15 protein-coding genes and 1 pseudogene are annotated in these 18,984 nt (G+C 42.3%); 8 read left to right on the top strand and 8 right to left on the bottom strand.

Annotated features, from left to right (window positions below; translation table 11 throughout):
- The first annotated feature begins 41 nt into the window (after window positions 1-41).
- The 6 genes from QT992_RS17580 to QT992_RS17555 all read left to right on the top strand — a co-directional run bounded on the left by QT992_RS17580 (window position 42) and on the right by QT992_RS17555 (window position 10,847).
- Entirely contained in the window at window positions 42-1,064 is a 1,023-nt protein-coding gene (locus QT992_RS17580; protein WP_333316904.1) for a phage tail protein, read from the top strand.
- 79 nt (window positions 1,065-1,143) lie between these two features.
- Window positions 1,144-2,478, top strand: coding sequence for a hypothetical protein (locus QT992_RS17575; RefSeq protein ID WP_333316902.1), 1,335 nt, complete (start codon window positions 1,144-1,146; stop codon window positions 2,476-2,478).
- A 62-nt stretch (window positions 2,479-2,540) separates the two neighbouring features.
- Window positions 2,541-4,049 carry a cache domain-containing protein gene (locus tag QT992_RS17570; RefSeq protein ID WP_333377389.1) on the top strand — a complete coding sequence of 503 codons (1,509 nt, stop codon included), beginning with the start codon at window positions 2,541-2,543 and terminating at the stop codon, window positions 4,047-4,049.
- 15 nt (window positions 4,050-4,064) lie between these two features.
- Window positions 4,065-6,242: a hypothetical protein gene (locus QT992_RS17565; RefSeq protein ID WP_333340991.1), complete on the top strand. Its 2,178-nt coding sequence runs from the start codon at window positions 4,065-4,067 to the stop codon at window positions 6,240-6,242.
- Between the two features lie 52 nt (window positions 6,243-6,294).
- Window positions 6,295-9,033, top strand: coding sequence for a hypothetical protein (locus QT992_RS17560; protein ID WP_333340994.1), 2,739 nt, complete (start codon window positions 6,295-6,297; stop codon window positions 9,031-9,033).
- A 47-nt stretch (window positions 9,034-9,080) separates the two neighbouring features.
- Entirely contained in the window at window positions 9,081-10,847 is a 1,767-nt protein-coding gene (locus QT992_RS17555; protein WP_333340997.1) for a tetratricopeptide repeat protein, read from the top strand.
- A 534-nt stretch (window positions 10,848-11,381) separates the two neighbouring features.
- On the opposite strand, the pseudogene QT992_RS17550 reads toward QT992_RS17555, so the two are convergent.
- Window positions 11,382-11,753 (bottom strand): annotated as a pseudogene (locus QT992_RS17550) (transposase); the annotation flags it as partial.
- A 182-nt stretch (window positions 11,754-11,935) separates the two neighbouring features.
- On the opposite strand from QT992_RS17550, the gene QT992_RS17545 reads away from it, so the two are divergent.
- A complete protein-coding gene (locus QT992_RS17545; RefSeq protein WP_333316892.1) occupies window positions 11,936-12,130 on the top strand; it encodes a hypothetical protein in 195 nt (64 codons plus the stop codon).
- Between the two features lie 87 nt (window positions 12,131-12,217).
- Window positions 12,218-12,928 (top strand): IS1 family transposase, encoded by a 711-nt coding sequence (locus tag QT992_RS17540; RefSeq protein WP_333377387.1) that lies wholly within the window; start codon window positions 12,218-12,220, stop codon window positions 12,926-12,928.
- On the opposite strand, the gene QT992_RS17535 is transcribed toward QT992_RS17540, so the two are convergent.
- From QT992_RS17535 to QT992_RS17505, 7 genes are all read right to left on the bottom strand, one after another.
- Complete coding sequence (locus tag QT992_RS17535) at window positions 12,917-13,498, bottom strand: hypothetical protein (RefSeq protein ID WP_333377385.1); 582 nt, start codon at window positions 13,496-13,498, stop codon at window positions 12,917-12,919. The genes QT992_RS17540 and QT992_RS17535 overlap by 12 nt on opposite strands.
- Before the next feature lie 59 nt (window positions 13,499-13,557).
- Complete coding sequence (locus tag QT992_RS17530) at window positions 13,558-14,004, bottom strand: hypothetical protein (RefSeq protein WP_333377384.1); 447 nt, start codon at window positions 14,002-14,004, stop codon at window positions 13,558-13,560.
- 68 nt (window positions 14,005-14,072) lie between these two features.
- Window positions 14,073-15,191 carry a PEP/pyruvate-binding domain-containing protein gene (locus QT992_RS17525; RefSeq protein ID WP_333316884.1) on the bottom strand — a complete coding sequence of 373 codons (1,119 nt, stop codon included), beginning with the start codon at window positions 15,189-15,191 and terminating at the stop codon, window positions 14,073-14,075.
- Between the two features lie 34 nt (window positions 15,192-15,225).
- Complete coding sequence (locus QT992_RS17520) at window positions 15,226-16,281, bottom strand: YcaO-like family protein (RefSeq protein WP_333341005.1); 1,056 nt, start codon at window positions 16,279-16,281, stop codon at window positions 15,226-15,228.
- Between the two features lie 33 nt (window positions 16,282-16,314).
- Window positions 16,315-16,527, bottom strand: a complete 213-nt coding sequence (locus tag QT992_RS17515; RefSeq protein ID WP_333377382.1) for a hypothetical protein — start codon at window positions 16,525-16,527, stop codon at window positions 16,315-16,317.
- Window positions 16,517-16,867, bottom strand: a complete 351-nt coding sequence (locus QT992_RS17510; RefSeq protein WP_333316881.1) for a hypothetical protein — start codon at window positions 16,865-16,867, stop codon at window positions 16,517-16,519. The genes QT992_RS17515 and QT992_RS17510 overlap by 11 nt, the downstream gene beginning before the upstream one ends.
- Window positions 16,868-17,350: 483 nt before the next feature.
- Window positions 17,351-18,904 (bottom strand): ATP-binding protein, encoded by a 1,554-nt coding sequence (locus QT992_RS17505; protein WP_333316879.1) that lies wholly within the window; start codon window positions 18,902-18,904, stop codon window positions 17,351-17,353.
- Window positions 18,905-18,984: the final 80 nt, after the last annotated feature.

The raw sequence follows: 18,984 nt of genomic DNA, 5'->3' as shown, positions 1-18,984 counted from the left end.
ACCCCAATTACCGATTACCAATTACCCATCTTAATGTTTAAATGACCCAAGCTTTTTCTAGCGAACTCCTAAGTGTTAACCTCATTGCCCAGCGGTTGCCGGAAGCCGATCCAGATACGTTTCCGCTCCAGTCTCGCCGAGCCGAATATGCTGCTGAAAATCAGAGCCTCTTGCTTGTACCGGGAGAACCCAGCGAAATGCTGGTCAAATTGGAAAATTTAGGAACCCTTTCCCTAGAGCTGTCCCTAGAATTAACAGGAGATTTCCCCTTAGATTGGTGTCGCATTGACAGTATAGAAGGAAACATACTTTCCCCTGGCGAACGGCTGGAAGCAGTTCTTTATTTCCAAATTTCCGCCACCTTCTTTGAATCTCCCTCAGCTCTCAGTGCCGGCCAAGTTCTCAAACTCGATTATGGCGGCCGTTTGGCAGTGTACGGTTCTCAGCCTGGAACCGTGCCACAACTATTAGAAGTCGCGAATTTTAACCTCTACGTCCGCCCAGTGACTCGCTACCTAGAATTCCTGCCTCAAATTTATCGAGAAATAGATTTTTTAGGACGCTTCTTACAAATTTTTGAAGCAACTTTTGAACCTGACGTTCAAATTCTTGCTAACCTCTGGGCTTATTTAGATCCGCTCACTGCTCCCAAAGGAATGCTAGAATTCCTCGCTTACTGGATGGGGTGGCAAATTCTCCCTTATTTAAGTTTGGATCGGCAGAGAAATCTGATTCGCAACGCCCTTGACATTTACCGTTGGCGCGGGACTCGTCAGGGACTCCGCCTCTACCTCCACTTGGCAACTCATTTGCCTTTGGATGAACATCAACCCTCTGAAGATAATAAACATATCGGAATTTATGAATTTTTCAGCCAGGGTTTGGTTTTAGGAGAAACTCGCTTAGAGGTCGATGCAGTTTTGGGTGGAGTGCGTCCCTTTCACTTTACTGTTTGCCTCCGCCCCGAGCCAGAGCATTTCGTTGATGAACAGTTAGCTCGCACGATTATCGAACAAGAAAAACCTGCTTTCTGTACTTATGACTTATTAATAGCTGCTGGATAGAAATCAAATAATTCTTGCCAAGCTCGCCCTTGATGGATCTCAAAGTTATAACACTTTTTTACTGCTATACTTTTAAAATATGAATCAGTCATTTCCCAGACCAGAACCCTTACCTTTGAATCGCCTCTTTGTCGAAGATGGGCTATTATTAAATGCTGAACGGTGGCAGTGCGCTCACACTTACCACCGCCAGCGCCAGAACCTCCACTATCAATCTTTAAATCAACCGGGAATTGTTTGCGGTTTAGGAGTTTCTGTTATTCCCGCTCCTGACGATATAGCAGCAGAATATCGAGATGGCAGATGGATTAAAATTCAAAGTGGAATTGCGATTGATTTAGTGGGTAATCTTATTATTGTCCCAGAAGCAATGGAATTTCGCATTGCTTCCGAGGCAAAAGAACAGCCAATTTTAGTGCATATTGTCATTAGCTACGTCGATCCCGAAAAATTACACCGGAAAGAACCGAAATGTCAGATTCAGGAAACTTTCCGCATTGATGAAAAAATCAGCTATCCTGATGATTTAGAAGTAGAATTGTGCCGGATCATTTTGATGTCCGGTACTGTTCTACTTTCTCAACCGAACCATGTATTTTTTCCCAGTGAAAATCAGGTTGATTTGCGCTACCGCCAACAAGCGATCGCTCGCCCCCAAGGAATCGTTCGCATGGCGATCGCTGCTCAAAATTCTCCTGCAGATAGCGTCATTTCTGCTTATTTATCCGGTTTACTTCAATCTGTGGCTGCACTTTATCCAGCAATGCGAGGCATTGAAGAAGTAGGACAAGTTAACTTAGAAGTAGGAGTACAGCGCGATCTCCTGTTAGATCACGATCTGCTTTACATCACTTATCAACAATTTATCACTTTGACAGAAGCTGAATTAGAGATATTGAAAGAATACGACCGAACCGGTGGTGTTGTCTTAGTGGAACTAGATCCGACAACAACTGATTTTAAGGAATTAATCTACGTGCACAAGAAACTGCAAAGAACTTTGCTTAATTTTGAAGATGACAATGAGATGGCTGGAATTCGGCAGCAGTTAGAGCGAGAATGGGTAGAGACTCAAAAATCTATCGATAAAGAAATTGAAAAAATAAATTCACAAGTTCAGCAATTGGCTCGTCAAATTAGTTCTTACCCGAAAGAGTCGGGAGTGATTTTTCGCCAACACCCATTACGAAATCAACCTTTTCTATTCGGGGAATTTCCGCTTGTAGAAACTCAAGAGGTCAAGATTTTCAATTGGGGCGGTATTGTCTTCGCGATCGGTAATATCTCAGCAGCTTGGGGATTATGTAAAAACTTAAGTCTACCGCGAGAGACGATACGAAATGCTCAAGAAATGGGGATTAATATCTTACATTTTGCATGGCGGAGGAGGCAATTAATGCAGATGCAATTATAATAAGTGGATAACCGCTTGTTCTTAAATATCTCATCTTCTACAGCCATAAGAGTCAGAATACTATGCTTGCCAAGAAATTATCTTTTTTATATTCAGCATGGGAGGGTACGATCAATTCTCTATCAATTCGTTATACCCTGCCACTCATGATTATTACTCCTCTGCTTGTTGGTGTGGGAGCAAGTAGTTGGTTTAGCTTTCAAGCGGGCAAACAAGAGATTGAACATCTGGTAGATGAAGTGAGTGAAAAATCTACAACAATTATTGAATCAAAAGTTCACAGTTATTTAGAAAAACATCAGGTATTAATGCGATCGCAGTTAGCTGCCATTCAAAGCGGTGATTTAAAGCTTGATGACTTTGCAGAGTTACAACGATCATTTTGGCATCAAGTACAACAGCCAAATCTTTTCACTAATATTTACTTTGGTAATGAAAGGGGAGAGTATATTGCTGTTGAAAAGGAATCCCAGCAGACGCTATTAAAATTTAGAGATGAATCAACCAATCCCCAGAGGAATTTTTATCAACTTGATTCTCAGGGCAATCGAGTAAAGCTCCTTAAAAGTGCTCCCTACGATCCTCGCCTCCGCCCCTGGTATCAGCTTGCTAAGGAAGCAGAAAAGTTAGCTTGGACTCCCATTTATAATAGTTATGCTACAGATGCTCTTATGATTTCTTTAGTTTTGCCCATTCTGGAGCCAAAAACGGGGAAGTTTCAGGGGGCATTATCAACTGACGTAACTCTTCGAGATCTGAGTGATTTCCTGCGAAATTTGTCAATCAGTGCCACTGGTAAAGCTTTTATTTTAGAGCGAAGTGGCAATTTCGTCGCAACTTCGAGCCAGGAGCAGCCTTTTAAGATTGTGGGCGGCAAACAAGAAAGGCTGAAGGTAACACAAAGCCAAGAGGCTGTCATTCAAGGGACAGGTCAATATTTACTCGATAAATTTAAAAGTTTAGAGGCAATTGAAAGTAAACAGCAGTTCTCCTTTACCTTCGGAGGCAATTCGCACGTTGTTGAAGTAACTCCTATTCAGGATAACCAAGGACTTAATTGGCTATTGGTTGTTGTAATTCCCAAAGCAGACTTTACTCAAAACATTGATGCCTATACTCGCTTTACCATTATCCTCAGTCTTGCCATTGCTGGGGGAGGCGTTATTTTTGGGCTGTTGATGGTACGCTGGATTAACCAACCCATTCAAGATTTGTATCAAGCAGCCAAAGCCATTGAGTTAGAGCAATTGGATGAGTTAACCTTAGAGAAGGTCGCCTCTCGCGGCGACGAATTTGGAGGTTTAGGCAAAGTGTTTTTAGCGATGGCTCAGGTGATTTATAGTCGCCAAGAGAACATGAAAAAAATGTTGGTCACCCTGCAAAACAAAACTTCTCAAAATCAAAACTCTAAAAGGTTAGCAGTTTCAACGGAGCAATTAGATTACTGGGAAGAGTTAATGGCCGAATCTCAAAAAATTCGCAAAAAATTTGATAGTTTTCCTGAGAGCAAAGTTGTGTCCAATCAGCTAATGACTCTCGAGGAGAATATCCAAAGGGAAATCAAAGAATAATAGGTCAACGCTGACATGGCAAATAATCTGATTAGTACCAGTATTTCCACGAAGGAACTTACTTTTAAGCCCGGCGGCTTACCCGCAGTTTTTGAGGTCAATGCCATAAATGACAGCGATCGCTTTGCCAGCTTTCAGTTAGAAGTGCAGGCGGCGGGTGCAGATGCTAAACTCAATCAAAATTGGTATTTTTTGAATTCAGAAGTTTCTACTAAAAAACCGCCGGGAGATTGTACGCAATTTATTGTTAAAATTATTGATACGCCTTTGCCTGGTTTTGTCGGTCAGGTGAATCTGACAGTGCGGGTTTTTTCCATCGAGCTTCAAGATGAAATACGGCAACTTCTGCGTTTAACTGTACAGGAAGGAACCAGCGGAGTTGCTTTATCATTAACCCTCCCGGTGCCGGAATTTCAAGTTTATCCCCAGCAGTTGCTTAAGATTCCCGTTCAAATCTACAATCCCAGTTACCAACCTGCTAATGCCGTATTGCAGTTGTCTGGAATAGATTCGACCTGGTTAATTGAAGACAAACAAGTTGTGCACGTTGCACCGCGCGATCGCGTGGAAGCGGTTTTCCTGTGCCAAATTCCTGAAACTACCCAAGCAGCTAGTCAACTTTACCCTTTTACTATTGAAGCAACCCTGACGAATGGTTTATCCTCGAAAGTTGCAGGGAGTTTGTTGGTTTTACCACAAGGATCGTTGTTGTTTAGATGTTCTCCTCAGCAACACCGTGTCCCCTCCCGAAGAAGAGATTTTTGGCGTTCCGATCCAATTACTTACCAACTCAATTTTGAGAACCTGAGCAATATCAAGCAGATTTGCCACGTTGACGTTGAAAGTGAAGAAAAAATCGAATATTCCCTTATTCCCGAACAAGTTGAATTACCAATTGGCGACACTAATCAAATGCTCTTAGTAGCAAAAGTTAAGCGACATTGGTTTGGGAGGGTGAAAAACTTATTGATTGAAGTTGTGGCCGAGTTATCCGATCAGCGGTTGGGAGGGACTTCTCCTCAAAGTGAAACCTTACAGCTTAAGGTATTACCACTCATCCCGAGTTGGTTGCTAATGGGAAGTGGATTATTGTTGCTGTGGTTAGGTTGGTACTTTTCTTGGCTCAATCCAGACAATCCTTCTTTTGGACACGAAAAAGCAGTGAATTCTGTGCAATTTAATGGATTAGCAAGCACCTTAGTAACTGGCTCGACTGATGAAACAACTGCTCTCTGGTGGGTAGCTGGTTTTTTTGATCCTTTGACCAATCAATTCCTCAGTGAAATTGGCAACGCTCATAAAGCAGTCCGAGTTGTGAGATATCGACCTATTGACAATAATATCATCGCAGCCGGATTGGAAAATGGTGAAATTCAACTTTGGGAATTAACCGGAGGATCGGGGCTAATTGACGCTTTTTATTATCAAAAGGATGACCGGGTACTTGCTCTAGAATTTGCTCCTGATTCTCGCTCATTGTTCAGCGGTCATGGCAGCGGCTTAGTAATCCAGTGGGACACAACTTTGCGGCGGGAAGCGATGTTCAAGAAAAGCAATCGGCTTATGAATAAAAAACAATTTGACTTTGCTGTTTATGCTCTCAAGCTAATCGGAGATAACAATAATAACTTAGTGGTAGCTGGGCGATACAACCAATTAGTGCTTTGGGATTTATCAACGGATCGCACCTTTAAAGTTCCCTACCCTCTGGGGAGTCAAGACGACTACATCTTAACTGTGGACACCGCAGAATTGGCTCCTCACATTTTAGCAACGGCTGATAATAAAGGTAACATAATGCTGTGGGATATGCGATCTTGCCTGGAGGGAAAAGGCCCTTGCCAAATGCTCGATCGCTGGTTCCATAGCAAAGAAGGTGAAGCGGTTCGCTCCATCTCTTTGAGTGAAAATGCGTGCTATTTAGCGAGTGGGGGAGATGACGGAAAAGTAACTCTTTGGGCGTTAACTTCCGAAGGAAAACGAGCTAGAGAACTGAGAAACGGGGAAGTGGTTCAAAAGAAAGTTACCCACTCCTATAATAATAAAAAAATTAACAGTGTTCATCTCAAGTTAGTTGATGGCCAAGTTTTAATTGCCAGTGGGAGCGACGATACTCAAGTGAGAGTTGGAAAAGATAAAAGACGGGAGGATTTAGGTTGCGATTCTCGCAGAAATATTGAGCGATCGCCCTGAACACGAAAAACCCGTGAGTTCCCTTTCTACTTTAATTTAACAATAAAAAACTATGGTACAGCAAATTCCTTCAAACAACAGTCCTGCTCTAAGCTTGAATGACGCATTCAAGCAAGAAATTAGCACTTCGACCAAACCTCTAGCTGTAATTGTTAATCCCTCGGAAAGCACTTCTGCTTTTGCCGGCGAAATCTTTGAACTGCGGGTGACGGTGACGAATCAAGGCAACCAAGGCGCTATTATTAATATTTATATTGATGAAAGTTCAGGGTTGCTGCGGCAGTGGTGTAGTTCCCCTTATGAAAGTTTAGCCCTTGCCAATCATTCCAGCGCTGAAGTTACATTTCGGTTGGCAATTCCTATGAATGCCACCCCTAATACTTACAAATATTTGCTGGTTATTGACGCACCCCAACACTACCCAGAAGATACGCCCATTCGCCATGAAGCGCAACTTCAAGTATTACCACCCGTGCAGTCTGCAGTTCGGGTTAACGATCCCACTTTTGCAATTTTACCTGCTACTAGTGCCATCCAACCTGCTGCCATTCAGCCAGGACACCCTCTAGATATAACAATAGTAGTTTATAACCGTTCCGATCGCGTCGATCGCTTCCGCTTGACTTCTCCCGATCTTCCCTCCAATTGGTTTACAATTACTTATCCAGAAGGACTGGTAGAAGAAGGATTAGTTACAGAACGGGAAAGTTTAGCACTCAATCCCGGAGCCAAAGGACACGTCCAGTTGCGATTGCTATTTCCCCTCAATATTAAAGCAGGGAATTACACGCCCGCTTTCCGTTTAAGTTCGGTAAATCACCTAGAATTGGTACTGATGGATGTGGTGTATTTACAAGTTAATCCCATCTATAAGTTAATGCCCGAACTGCAAACCATGATTGCGAAAGTAGGGCAAGAAGCAGGATGGTTTCGCCTGTTGCTTGCTAATTCGGGCAACACGCTGCGGGAAATTAACTTGAGTCTGCTAGAAGGCACAGAAAAGCCAATTTGTACCTATAGTTTCTCTCCAGAAGAAGTTAGAATAGGCTCGCAAGCAACCAGTCAAATTGATTTGCGAGTTAAACCAAATAAATGGTGGCGGCGTCCTTGGTTTGGGAAGGGTCTTCCCATTCAATTTTATGTAGAATTTGCAGATACTTACAAACTGCCAGTCCCGGAACGCTTAGAAGGAACGTTAATTTGGGAAGCACGCCCTTTGTGGCACTTGATTTTACTACTTTTAACAGGTGCAGGGGCGATTACTTCACTAATTTTCCTAATTTGGTGGTTTTTGTTTCGTCCGCCTACACCGCCGAAAATTGCGGAATTTACTTCCATTTCTTCTCTCTATCAAGAAGCGACGGGAGATGCAATTTCTTTGAGTTGGCAGATCCGTAACCCCCAACAATTACAAGCAATCAAAATAGTTGGCATATCTCCTGAAAGTGGCATCGCTCTTAGCTCAGCCGTTTTCTATGATTTTAACCAAGGAATTCCTCGCGAACTCCAAGATTTTTGTAGGTTAGAAAGAGTTTTGAATTGCCAGAATGTCCGCACCGACGCACAGCAAGCGGGAAACTACGTTTTTCAAATGGAAATTTTTGCCAAAAAAGGCGAACAGTTAGCAGATTCCCAGAAGACTAGCACGATTAAAATTGGAGCTTTGGCATTGCCGAAAATTGTGGAATTCAGTTCCACCAAACCTATTTATCAAGAAATAGCCAGCGGTTTAGATACTATTTCTCCTAATATTTCAACTGGAGAGGGAGGTAGAGGAGCATCTATTGCTTTAAACTGGCAAATTGCCAATCCCGAACAATTGCAAGAGTTAAAAATAGTTGGCAGACAAGTAGACGGGACAGTCATTGCTCCTTTAAAAACCTACAATTTTCTGAACGGGATTCCCTCAGAATTAAGCTTATATTGTGCGTGGGAAACTAACTTAATTTGCCGGAAAGTTCCCACAAAGGTGAGGAAAGCAGGAGACTATATATTTGAAGTCTTTGTGGTTCCGAAGCAAGCTAATAATCAAGTTACGATTTCGCAAAAGACGGAAAATATTAGAATCAATTCTTATCAAGCTCCCCTGAGAATTTTAGAACTTGCCGTTAATGGTCAAGAAGCTCTACCCAAATATATTCTGCAAGGAAATCCCCTAAGTCCGGCTCGCAACTTGGTAATTTCGTGGAAAGTTGCAGGAGATAAAAATACCAAAGTTGAATTGCTGCCTAGTCCTGGAACAGTTAGTTTGGAAGGGGCAATTTCTTATCCCATCAGCCAGCAAGTAGGTAGCGAAACAATTACCCTGTTAGTAACAGGAATTAATGGTAAGAGATTGAGTAGAACTGTAACCATTGAGAAAGTATCGCCTCCCGTGAATTCCCCCTCAAAACCAGATGTAAAAGGCGTACTGCCGCGTCCTCTTTCCCCTCAAGGAACTGACAGTAAAAAATTGCCTGCGCCCAAACCGAGGAATCTGCCAATAGCACCAGGGGAGGCGGGAAAAAATTCCTCTATCTTTGCGCCGGCTGCTCCACCAAGCCCCTCCTCATTGCCAAGTTTACCTAAGCGGAATATACCAACCCCGCCGCCGCTAATTCAGAGCAATCCGCAGCCAAACAACCTTTCTTCGTCGCCAAGTTTACCTAAGCTAAATATACCAACCCCGCCGCCTCTAATTCAGGACAATCCGCAGCCAAACAGCCAATCTTCCTCAGATCCTTCTACAACTCCTTCCCCAACCCCTTCCCTGCAGCCTTCACCAATGGAAGTTTCTCCTCAGTTTGATTGAAGTCAATAACCTCCTTCAGCTTTAATAGTGAGCAATTCGCGATAGTTATGAAAAGTATTTTAGCTTGGATCGGTGCAGTAAACCTAGTTCTAAATATCAGCTTGCAACCGCAGATTTCAGTAGCAGAAACTGCCCGGAGAAATAATCCAGACAGGCTTTCCCAATCTGTCCCTGTTACTGGAGATTTTAACTACTATTTTTCTCTCTGTAGCGTTTGGCGGAGTCAACACAAATATGAGGCAGCTTTGTCGGCTTGCAATCAGGCAATTAATTTAAAAAAAAGAAACGCAACTCTGTGGGCTGTCCGCAGCGATATCTTGTTGAATCTACGGCAATATGAGGAAGCATTAGTATCAAGTTTGGCGGCTCTGCAAATCCGTTCTCAGGATTCGCTAGCCCTGACGCAGCAATGCCGATCGCTTTCAGCATTAGGTCGGCAAGACGAGGCGATCGCCGCCTGCAACCGCGCTCTAGAGGTCAATAAAAATTGGGGTGAATTTTCGCCAACTTTAGCATGGATAAGCCGGGGGTTAGCGCAGGAGCGGAAACAACATTATCCTCAAGCCTTAGAATCTTTTGAAGGAGCGTTAAAGGTAGAAGGGCCAAATTCTTTTGCTTTAGTAAGCCGCTGCCGAGTGCTGTCAGAAATTAGGCAATACGAAGCTGCAATTGCGACTTGCGATCGCGCTTTACAAGTGAATGAGAATTGGGGGGAAAGTTTTCCCGCTCAAGCTTGGTTTTGGCGGGGGTTTGCCTTCAGCCGTTGGGGGCAAGTCCCAGAAGTCTTAGGAAGTTGTTCCTCAACCGAGACTGCCTTACCAATGACCATTGTTTTGACCAATGAATGTGTTAAAAAAAATACCCAAGAGCGCTGGGAAGCAGCGGTTAATTCTTATGAACAAGCCACGGCGAACGCTCCGTCGTTGGCAATAGCTTGGGCGCAGCAAGGGGCAAATTTAAATCAATTAAACCGCTATGCTCAGGCACGCAGCTCGCTAGAAACAGCGTTGAAAATCAGCCCGAATTATGCCTTTGCTTTAGTGAATTTATGTGCAGCACTCAACAAGTTAGGGAATTATCAAGAGGCTTTGAATGCTTGTGAGAAAGCATGGCAAGGAGATGGCAAATGGGACGAAAGCGGACCAGCTGACGCTTTCCTCCAGCGGGGTCAAGCACTGGCAGGATTGGGTCAATTTGAAGAGGCCCTAGCATCTGCCGATCGCGCCCTAAGTTTGAGGCCAAACTGGGACCTCGCTTGGAATGCGAAAAGCGTCATCCTTTGGCAAGCGCAAAAATACGCAGAAGCACTGCAAGCGAGCGATCGCGTCCTTGAGATCGCCCCAAACTACTTTCAAGGGTGGTTTAATCGAGGGGGAATTCTCAACGCCATGCAGCGCTATCAAGAGGCGATCGCAGCTTACGATCGAGCGATCGTCGGCGATCTTAGTTTAGTCCCTGCGACTTCCCTCGCCTCTGTTTGGGCAAATCGCAGTGCTGTGTTGTGGCGCTTGGGGCAGTATCCGGAGGCGATCGCCTCTGCCAATCGCGCGCTCGCCACCGATCCGAATTCTGTATCAGCTTGGTTCAACCGAGGGTTATCTTTAGAATCAATGAAGCAGTACGAAGAAGCTGTGAATTCCTATCAGCAAGCCCTCCGGCTCGATCCGAAGCTGGTCGGCATTTGGGTTGCCAAAGGAATGGCATTCTTCCACTTAAAGCGCTATCAAGAAGCACTCAATGCTTTTGAAGAAGCTCTTAAAATCGATCCTAACTATTTGCCGGCCAAACAAAATCGGGATTTACTTAGCAGATAATCCGACAAAGCTGACGGGGTTGTCACCCCGTTAGCATGGATAGATTTAAATTTTAGCTAGCAATGCTGCAAAAAGGAGCAGAGGAACTAGAGAAAAAAATAGCTAACTTTAACCCACATTCCGCACCCCCAACTGGCACTACCGGCGGATTGAGGGGGTAAAAGTGAATCATCCGAGACCATCATGAGTAGAAATACTCAACTATCTCGGTCACTCAGCATTACCCAGTAGTCCATTCTGGAAAATTGACGTGAGGGCGTGAGTTAAATCTGATATCAGTTAAAATTGCGCTCGGTAAAAAACCAAGTTTATTACGTATCCGTAACGCGCTCACAGCCGCGAAAAAGCGTTAATTGCGATCGCTCTTCCGTAACCAATCATCACCAAAAATAGTGTAAACTGGCGAGATCGATGAACGCTCAAATCAGGATTCAGCAGCCCATGCAGAAAGCATCCCAGATGAAAGTAGAAAACCTAGATCATCTAGGGCGTCGGTACAGTATTAGAAGTTGACAACAAAAGAGATGTATGCAATTACCCGGCCACTGAATTCGACTCTATGCCCGGTTGAATTGGCAAAAGCTTAGATATTCGAGCAATGACATGGAGGTTATGGACAACAGCGACTCGACGTAAATCGAAGAGATTTTTCCTTTGTCCAAGATACCGGGCACGGTCCCCCTGCCAATGACCAATATGGGCTAGACAATGTTCAACTGTAGTACGCTTTCTCAAGTCAAGACGACCAGTGGTAGTGGATTGACGCGCTCGCAACTCTTGCATTAAAGCTTCATCAGGATGAATTGATACACTACGTCCTCTTTTACTATTTGTGCAGTCGGATCTCAGAGGACAAATTGCACATTCACTCGGAGGAAAATGAACAACTTTTCCCGATTCAAAAGGGATACTTAGGAATGAAAAATAAATAACTTAATAGATTTCTTGGAAAATAGTTTTATGATATAATGAAAATCTTTGCTGAGAGTTGATTGAATCCAAACTCCTGACTTATTTGCACTCTTGCCTTGCTAGAAACAGGATAAAATGCTAGAAAGTTCTGTTGGTCGTTACAAAATAAGTAAATCATGAAAAATCAATCTTACCTAAATTTGAAACCCGATCAATTTCAACGTAGATTTGGTATCAAGATTCAAACCCTAAAAGCAATGGTTAATGCCTTAGAAAACTTTGCCCTAGAAAATCCTAAAGACAGAAGAGGACGTCGCACCATCCTAACTCTCGAAGAACAGGTCTTAGTCGCCTTGGAATATTGGCGATAATATCGCACATATTTTCATATTGGGACAAGGGTAGTGCTAAATATGTAATGATAGAGGAGTAGAATTTCGTGCTTATGCTTTCCTATCATGCCAAGCTGCCCCATTTGTGCGTCTTCTCAAACAGTCAAAAATGGTCGTATCCACAACGGTAAACAACGGTTCAAATGCCATCACTGCCGACGACAGTTTGTAGAACAATCGACTAAAAAAGTGATTGCTCAAGCCACAGGGGAACTGATTGATCGATTGCTGCTAGAAGGCATTTCCCTGGCTGGAATTGCCCGTGCAGCGCAGGTTTCTGAACAATGGCTCCAAACCTACGTCAACCAGAAATATGCCATGATGCCTCGAAGTGTGCAGGTGACGCAAAAAAAAAGGGGGAGGCTAACGATTCAATGCGATGAGTTGTGGTCATTTGTCGCTGACAAACGGCACAAGCAATGGGTCTGGTTAGCTCTGGACTCCAATACTCGTGAAATTGTCGGTGTTTATATTGGAGCAAGGGACGAAGCGGCAGCCCGTCAATTATGGAATTCCTTACCTCAGGTTTACCGGCAGTGTGCGGTTGCTCACACCGATTTCTGGGCTGCCTATGGAGCAGTGCTACCGAAAAAGCGTCATCAAGCTGTCGGTAAAGAAACGGGTAAGACCAGTTATATTGAACGATTCAACAACACCTTACGCCAGCGCGTTTCTCGCTTAGTACGCAAAACCTTGTCATTTTCCAAATCATTAGACAACCATATCGGTGCTATTTGGTATTTCATCCATCATTATAATGCATCATTACTTGTTTAGCACTACCCCCGAATAATGCTCGCCCGAAGTATATTTAGAGCAAGACAAAGAGTGTAATTTCTGTTCTACATTAGGACTACTTGGAACAATTCCATAGTAGTTCAGAACCATCATTAAGCAAACTGCAGTACATGTATAATCTGTTTGTATATACCCAGAAACATTTTTTCTCAAAACAGATTTTCTATATTCTTTGAAATGATATAGTCCTGCGATAATATCCTGATCGTTATAACTATAAATTTCTCCCTCATTCTTTAGGATTTTAGCTTTGTTTAAATATTCAAGAATCTTACTTCGCAAGACAAACCCAGAAATTCCGATAAAAGTCCTTAAAATAAAATATGCGTCTCGGTTGTCAAAAGCAATTATTTTTCTTATAAATTCTTGTGGGATAGTGTCATACTTTCTGATTACTGGAACCGACTTCTCTAAGCCTTGTACGGTCAAATTAATATCATCTAAATCAAGATTATCAACCCAAGAAAACTTTCTCAAACGACTCTCATAAATTTCCGAATCTCCAATATGATATTTATTCAGTAAAGCAGTACGTAAGTTCTCAGTCAAATCCGATGAAGCGTTTCTTCTGCATTCAAGAATATATTGCAAATGAGCAAGCTGATACTCTAAAAAAATGATTTTTCATTGGGCGTAATAAGCGAAGTAATGATTTCATCAGAAATCAAACTCTCATCAATCCAATTTTGGACATATTTTTTAATTGCGGCAGAGTAAACTAAAGTGGCTTTATCTACGGCAACACAAACATGATAAATTTTCACTATAAAATCAAGTTGCCGAGGAGAAATTTCAAATACATCATCTTCGATAAGATCAAGTAAGGCTGGCTCTAAATATTCCTCATAAAAAGTATGATGCCATTTCCATCTTTGCACCAGATTTTCGTAAAATGTTTGAGGCTCTTCCTTAAGTGTTTCATTAACCAGCTTGCCGAGTAAGATATGAGTTTCAGCGAAATAACGATTTGCATTGAGAAGCTGTGCATCAATGAAATCATCGATTTCGGCTTTCCAATGGCTTGGGATAATTTTTTTCTTTAGATATATGTTCATTGTTCTATCTGTTCCTTGTTCCTTGCTAAACGACTCCAAAGAAACTGTAGTACAGCCCTGATATATACCTAGTTTAAAACTCTAATATGACCTCGATCTCCATCAACTTCCACAAGCTGACCAGTACGCAAAATTTCCGTTATTTGAGGTACTCCTACTACTGCCGTGATACCAAGTTCTCTTGCGACTATGGCAGCATGCGATAGCATCCCACCCACTTCTGTAACCAAAGCCCCACCGTTCATCAACTTTAATAGCATTGGAATAAACTCAGGGTCTGTAAACTTAGTGACCAAAACCGTATCTCTACTAAGCAAATCCATTGCCTGCTTATCATGAGCAGTTTGTGCCATTACAACTTGTCCACGAACTAAACCTGCAGAGGCAGCTATTCCTCCCCTTATTTCTTGCTGAGAATCACTTTGGGAAGGTTGTCGATCATCTATACGACGAGTGGTAACTGGTCTAGCTTGGTTGATGAATAACTTGCCAGTGCTTGCTTCAATAGAGAACTCAATATCTTGATCGCATTGAAAAATATGTTTAATTGAATTAGCAACATTTAACAATTCCCTAAGAGTTGGTTCATCTAATTGAATACCATTTGGTTTTGTCTCGATGAATCGCTGCGAAAAGTAGTCATAAATATATCTTTTCGGCGTTTTTCTACCTGAAGCAAGACTTTCTCCAAACCCTTTGACCACTTCAATAATCAAATGATTACTGCCATCAACAGGGTTTCTAGTAAAGATAACTCCTGAATACAATGGAATAACCATTTCTTGTATAATAACTGCTAACGTCGGTGAAGTATCATGACTTGGTTGGTTACTAGCAAATCTTGAATAGAGTCTAAGCCCACTACTCGAATGAGAATGATAAATAACTCTGGCAATAGCGTCAGAGAGATATTCTTTCTTGATATTCAAAAGGGTAAGGAACTGACCTGCCCAGCTAAACTCCCTACTATCTTCACCTATACCAGAGCTTCTAACAGCATATACGTCATTTTTTAATGAGTCTAGTAAGTTACTACTATCTAGAAGAAAGCCACTTGAAATATCTTGCGCTGTCAAAACCCTGCCCTCTTTAACATTCATTTCGTTACGCATTAATAGCGATAAGTTGTAGGCTTTCTTACCGACATTATTGATAGGGTTTTCACTCGCTTCATAAAGGTTAATCATTGATAATTCTCCTAAAAATTGATAAGTACACAAACTATACGGCGTTTCTATAGGGAAATGGATGTGGTTCATCAAACAGTTTTGCTGAACACCTGAGTCCTAATTTCCCAGGTACTTCCCAGAAACGTCTTGCACCTAATCTTCTGAGTTTAAATGATTTATTTAGATCGATAAGTCCAGGAATAACTACTTTTACCACTTGTATCGGCAGTGATTCTATGTCAGGTGTAGTTAAATTCTTATAGTATACATCAAGATTATTTTCAGAAAGCTGGTTATCTAGGTAAGAAGGGTTAAATTGAACATTTTCAAACTGAATCACATCACGGTTTCTTATCAAGCCAAAGAAATAGTTGGATTGATAGTACAAGAAGTGTTCATATAAAGAAGAAATATCATCTTTTAGGGTTTTTCTAAGGTGCAACATATTTTTCGAGTAAAAATATGTAAATAAACATTCCTGGAACGCCTTGAAAATTCCTTGTTCGGCATCAAGACTAGCAGAAGCACCTATTCCAAAATGGAGACCACCATCATCTGTCCATACATATGCAAGAAATATAGGGATTTTAATATCACTAAAAAGCTTGTATATCTTGACATTGTAGTTAGATAATATCTTTCTTATAAAATCAGGACTCCTCACATTGGAGAGAACAGAGTTAATATCTAACTCAGGAGGATTTAAATCTTGGAAGTGATTAATCATGAGAGCGTCACGCTCAATTAATTCCAGAATGCCTGAAGCTATTGCCTCAGAGATATTAAGATGAGCTGCTACGCCCGTAGAAGAAGTTTCAGCAACATTTTTCTGTAGTTCAAACGGCAAATATACTAAACTTGCAGGATTATAAATATAATCTTCATGTACTTTAGAATTATATATTTTTGTCCATAAAATTTCATCCTCATAAGGATTAATAAAAGCATCGCTGTTTTCTTTGTACTGCTCCGGAGTATAAGTGTTAAAGCAATTTATCTTGTGTCGATTTGGTAAATCATCTAGTTTGCATAGGACAAGATCACCATCAGGGATTAATTGCATACAATAACGTTCAATACTTTCGCTAATACAAGTATTAAGCGTCATACTGTAGTCAAAGTTTACTCCTAGCCCACCGCTTTAAACGTCTTTTGATAATGAGAAAAGATAGCTAGTTTTTGTAGTCAATGCTTGAAGCATGGATAGACCGTATGAGCTTAACTCCTTGCGTTCCAGGAAAGCATTAATAATTCCTACTTTATCGCTAAAAACAGAACTTAAAATTTCCTCTTGCCACGTAGTTAAACTTGATAAGTCAGACATGGACAAAATAAGTTTATTTTCAGAACTCATGGCAGCATGTTGAACATTTTGGATTGGGCAATAGCTTATGTTGCTTAATAAGGAAAAGCTGATCTGAATCCAACTCCCAAATAACTCCTGGGTGAAAAGAAGCAATTTCATCTTTTATATGCTCACTTATTTTGAGCAGTTCTTCATCAGCCAAGGCTCTATATTTGCTGCTCTCAAACCAGCTTGAAGACCTAAATCTTGATTTAACGCATTTATAACAAGGGAAATCGATATAAATACCAACCAGGTAGGAGTTATCAGTTTTGCCAACCAGAAAACTCAAATCACTCGTGCTTGTGCTATGTAGCGTTTCAAGATCAGGTATTTGGTAATAGGTCATAGCAACTAGCAAACTCCACTTAAAAGATACAGAAAAAATTTTTCTAGTGAAATCACATTGACAGGATAGTGAATTCACTAGGAAGGCGATCTTTCCTTATGCCGTGCATAGTAAGTCAGTTTTGTTCTCAAATTTCTCCATCACAATCACCTCCCGAAGGTTTAGTATAATTATGGTCTAGAAGTAGGTGAGATACAGAAAAAGCCTCGAAAATCCGGACGGACTTCAAAGAATAGCGTACACCTTATATTAAGGAGAACCGCTATAGTCTAAAGATCCCGCATATCGATGATGTATGTCAACCCCTTCTTACTCGCCATCGGAATCTCCTTTCCTAGATAGAGTTCGCCGCACGATTCTACTCAATCACTTAAGCGATCGCACTGAAAAAACCTATCTATATTAGATTTTAGATTAGAGAGCATTTAGAGTCGATCGCACACTAGGGCGATCGCAAAAATCGAGACATTCATCACAACTTCTTCACGCACGAATAACTGTAACCGTTCGCCCCATTGGTGTCAGATGAATTTCAGTATTCAATCGTTCTTCTAATTCGAGCGCATTCTCGCGTCGATCGAAAATCACTAACCACCCTTCATCTTGTCCCAATCGAGCCAAATATCCATCTAACTGTTCCAACCCTTTACTCAACGGATCGACTTTCCGAGTTCGCCAAACCTTCAGTTCAATTCCCAATGTTACGTCACCATAACGCAAACATAAATCCATTCTGTCGCGTCCGATCGCATATTCCCGCTCCAACGTTCCCCCACCATTAATCACCCGATGCAGAAATGCCATCAACACTAAATGAGGGGCAATTTCGGGATAAGACGCACTTTTGAGTAACGGTTCGCCATGCTGTAGCCAAAACGCGAGAAACGCTTGCAGGAGTGCATCTGGTAGTAGTTCGCCGCGATCGTTCAACCAACTCGGACGGATAATCGGTAAACTATCTTGCGGCCCTTGCGCCAAAACTCGCGGCAACACTTCTCGATAAATTGGGTTGGCGATAACTAAACCCCCGGCTGGATCTCGTTTGAGCAAGCCCAAATCTACGAGGTATTGGCGATCGTCATTAGAAGATTCTGGCAATTCTCGTCCGGCTAGCATCGGCTCGATAATGGCTTTAACTCGGTTTTCTCGCAGTCGTTCTGCCAAGCTATCCAAATGCGTATCTTGTCGTTTTATGAGAATTTCTTTGGCTTCTAAAATATGGTCGGGTGTAATTTCTATAGATTCATCGGTAACTAATTCTTCTACAATTTCCTTAGCTAAAGCATTCACTAACCAAGGTTGTCCCTGAGTCAGTTCAAAAGCTAAGGCTACGGCTTCATGTGTAAAAACTTGCCCGGTATCTTGGGTATGTTGCGCGTAGAGTTCCGCGACTTCAGAGGCATTAAAATCTCTGAGAGTAATCGATCGCACTTTAATATTAAACGGACTGGATGTATGGAGTCGATCGCTTCCCCCCGCAGCCACTTTGTAATCGCGAACATCCCGCAAACCAATTAAACCCACCGATTGCGGAAACGCTTTCGGGCGATTGGGATAACCATCGCGTAATTGGCGCAGAATAGAAATCAAAGCTTGGTCTTGTAGTGCGTCAATTTCATCGATCAAAATGACCAAAGGACGAGATGAAACTTGTGCCCAAGCTTGTAAAGCAGCCCGAATTTTCTGTCCCCCCGATTGCATCGCTGTCCAGTCAGGCGGTTGCAGTTCGAGTGGGAGACGGACGGAAATGTTATCTCGCCAAGCCCCCAAAATAGCCTCTTCTGCACCCGCAATGTCTTGACTGAAGGGTGCGCCGACTTCAACTGACAGCATCACGGCGGTGTATTGTCCGCTTTCGGTGAGTTGTTTGGCTAACGCCAGCATGGCGGTGGTTTTTCCCACTTGCCGGGGTGCATGGATGACGAAATAGTTGCGTTGAGCGATTAACCGTTCTAAGCTTGGTAAGCGTACCGTGGGCGACAGTGCGTAATGAATGTCTTCTTGGCATGGGCCAGCAGTATTGAACCAACGTGGCATAGGTCAACTGGGGCGAATGGGGCTGCTCTCAGTTTACTGTACTGTTATTGGAATGGCGTTCTAGTTGTTAAGCGGGGGTT

This window comes from Microcoleus sp. T3_D1 (assembly GCF_036700405.1).
Taxonomy (GTDB): domain Bacteria; phylum Cyanobacteriota; class Cyanobacteriia; order Cyanobacteriales; family Microcoleaceae; genus Microcoleus.
The sequence above is the reverse complement of the archived record's forward strand: the minus strand, read 5'-3'. Positions and strand labels throughout refer to the sequence as shown.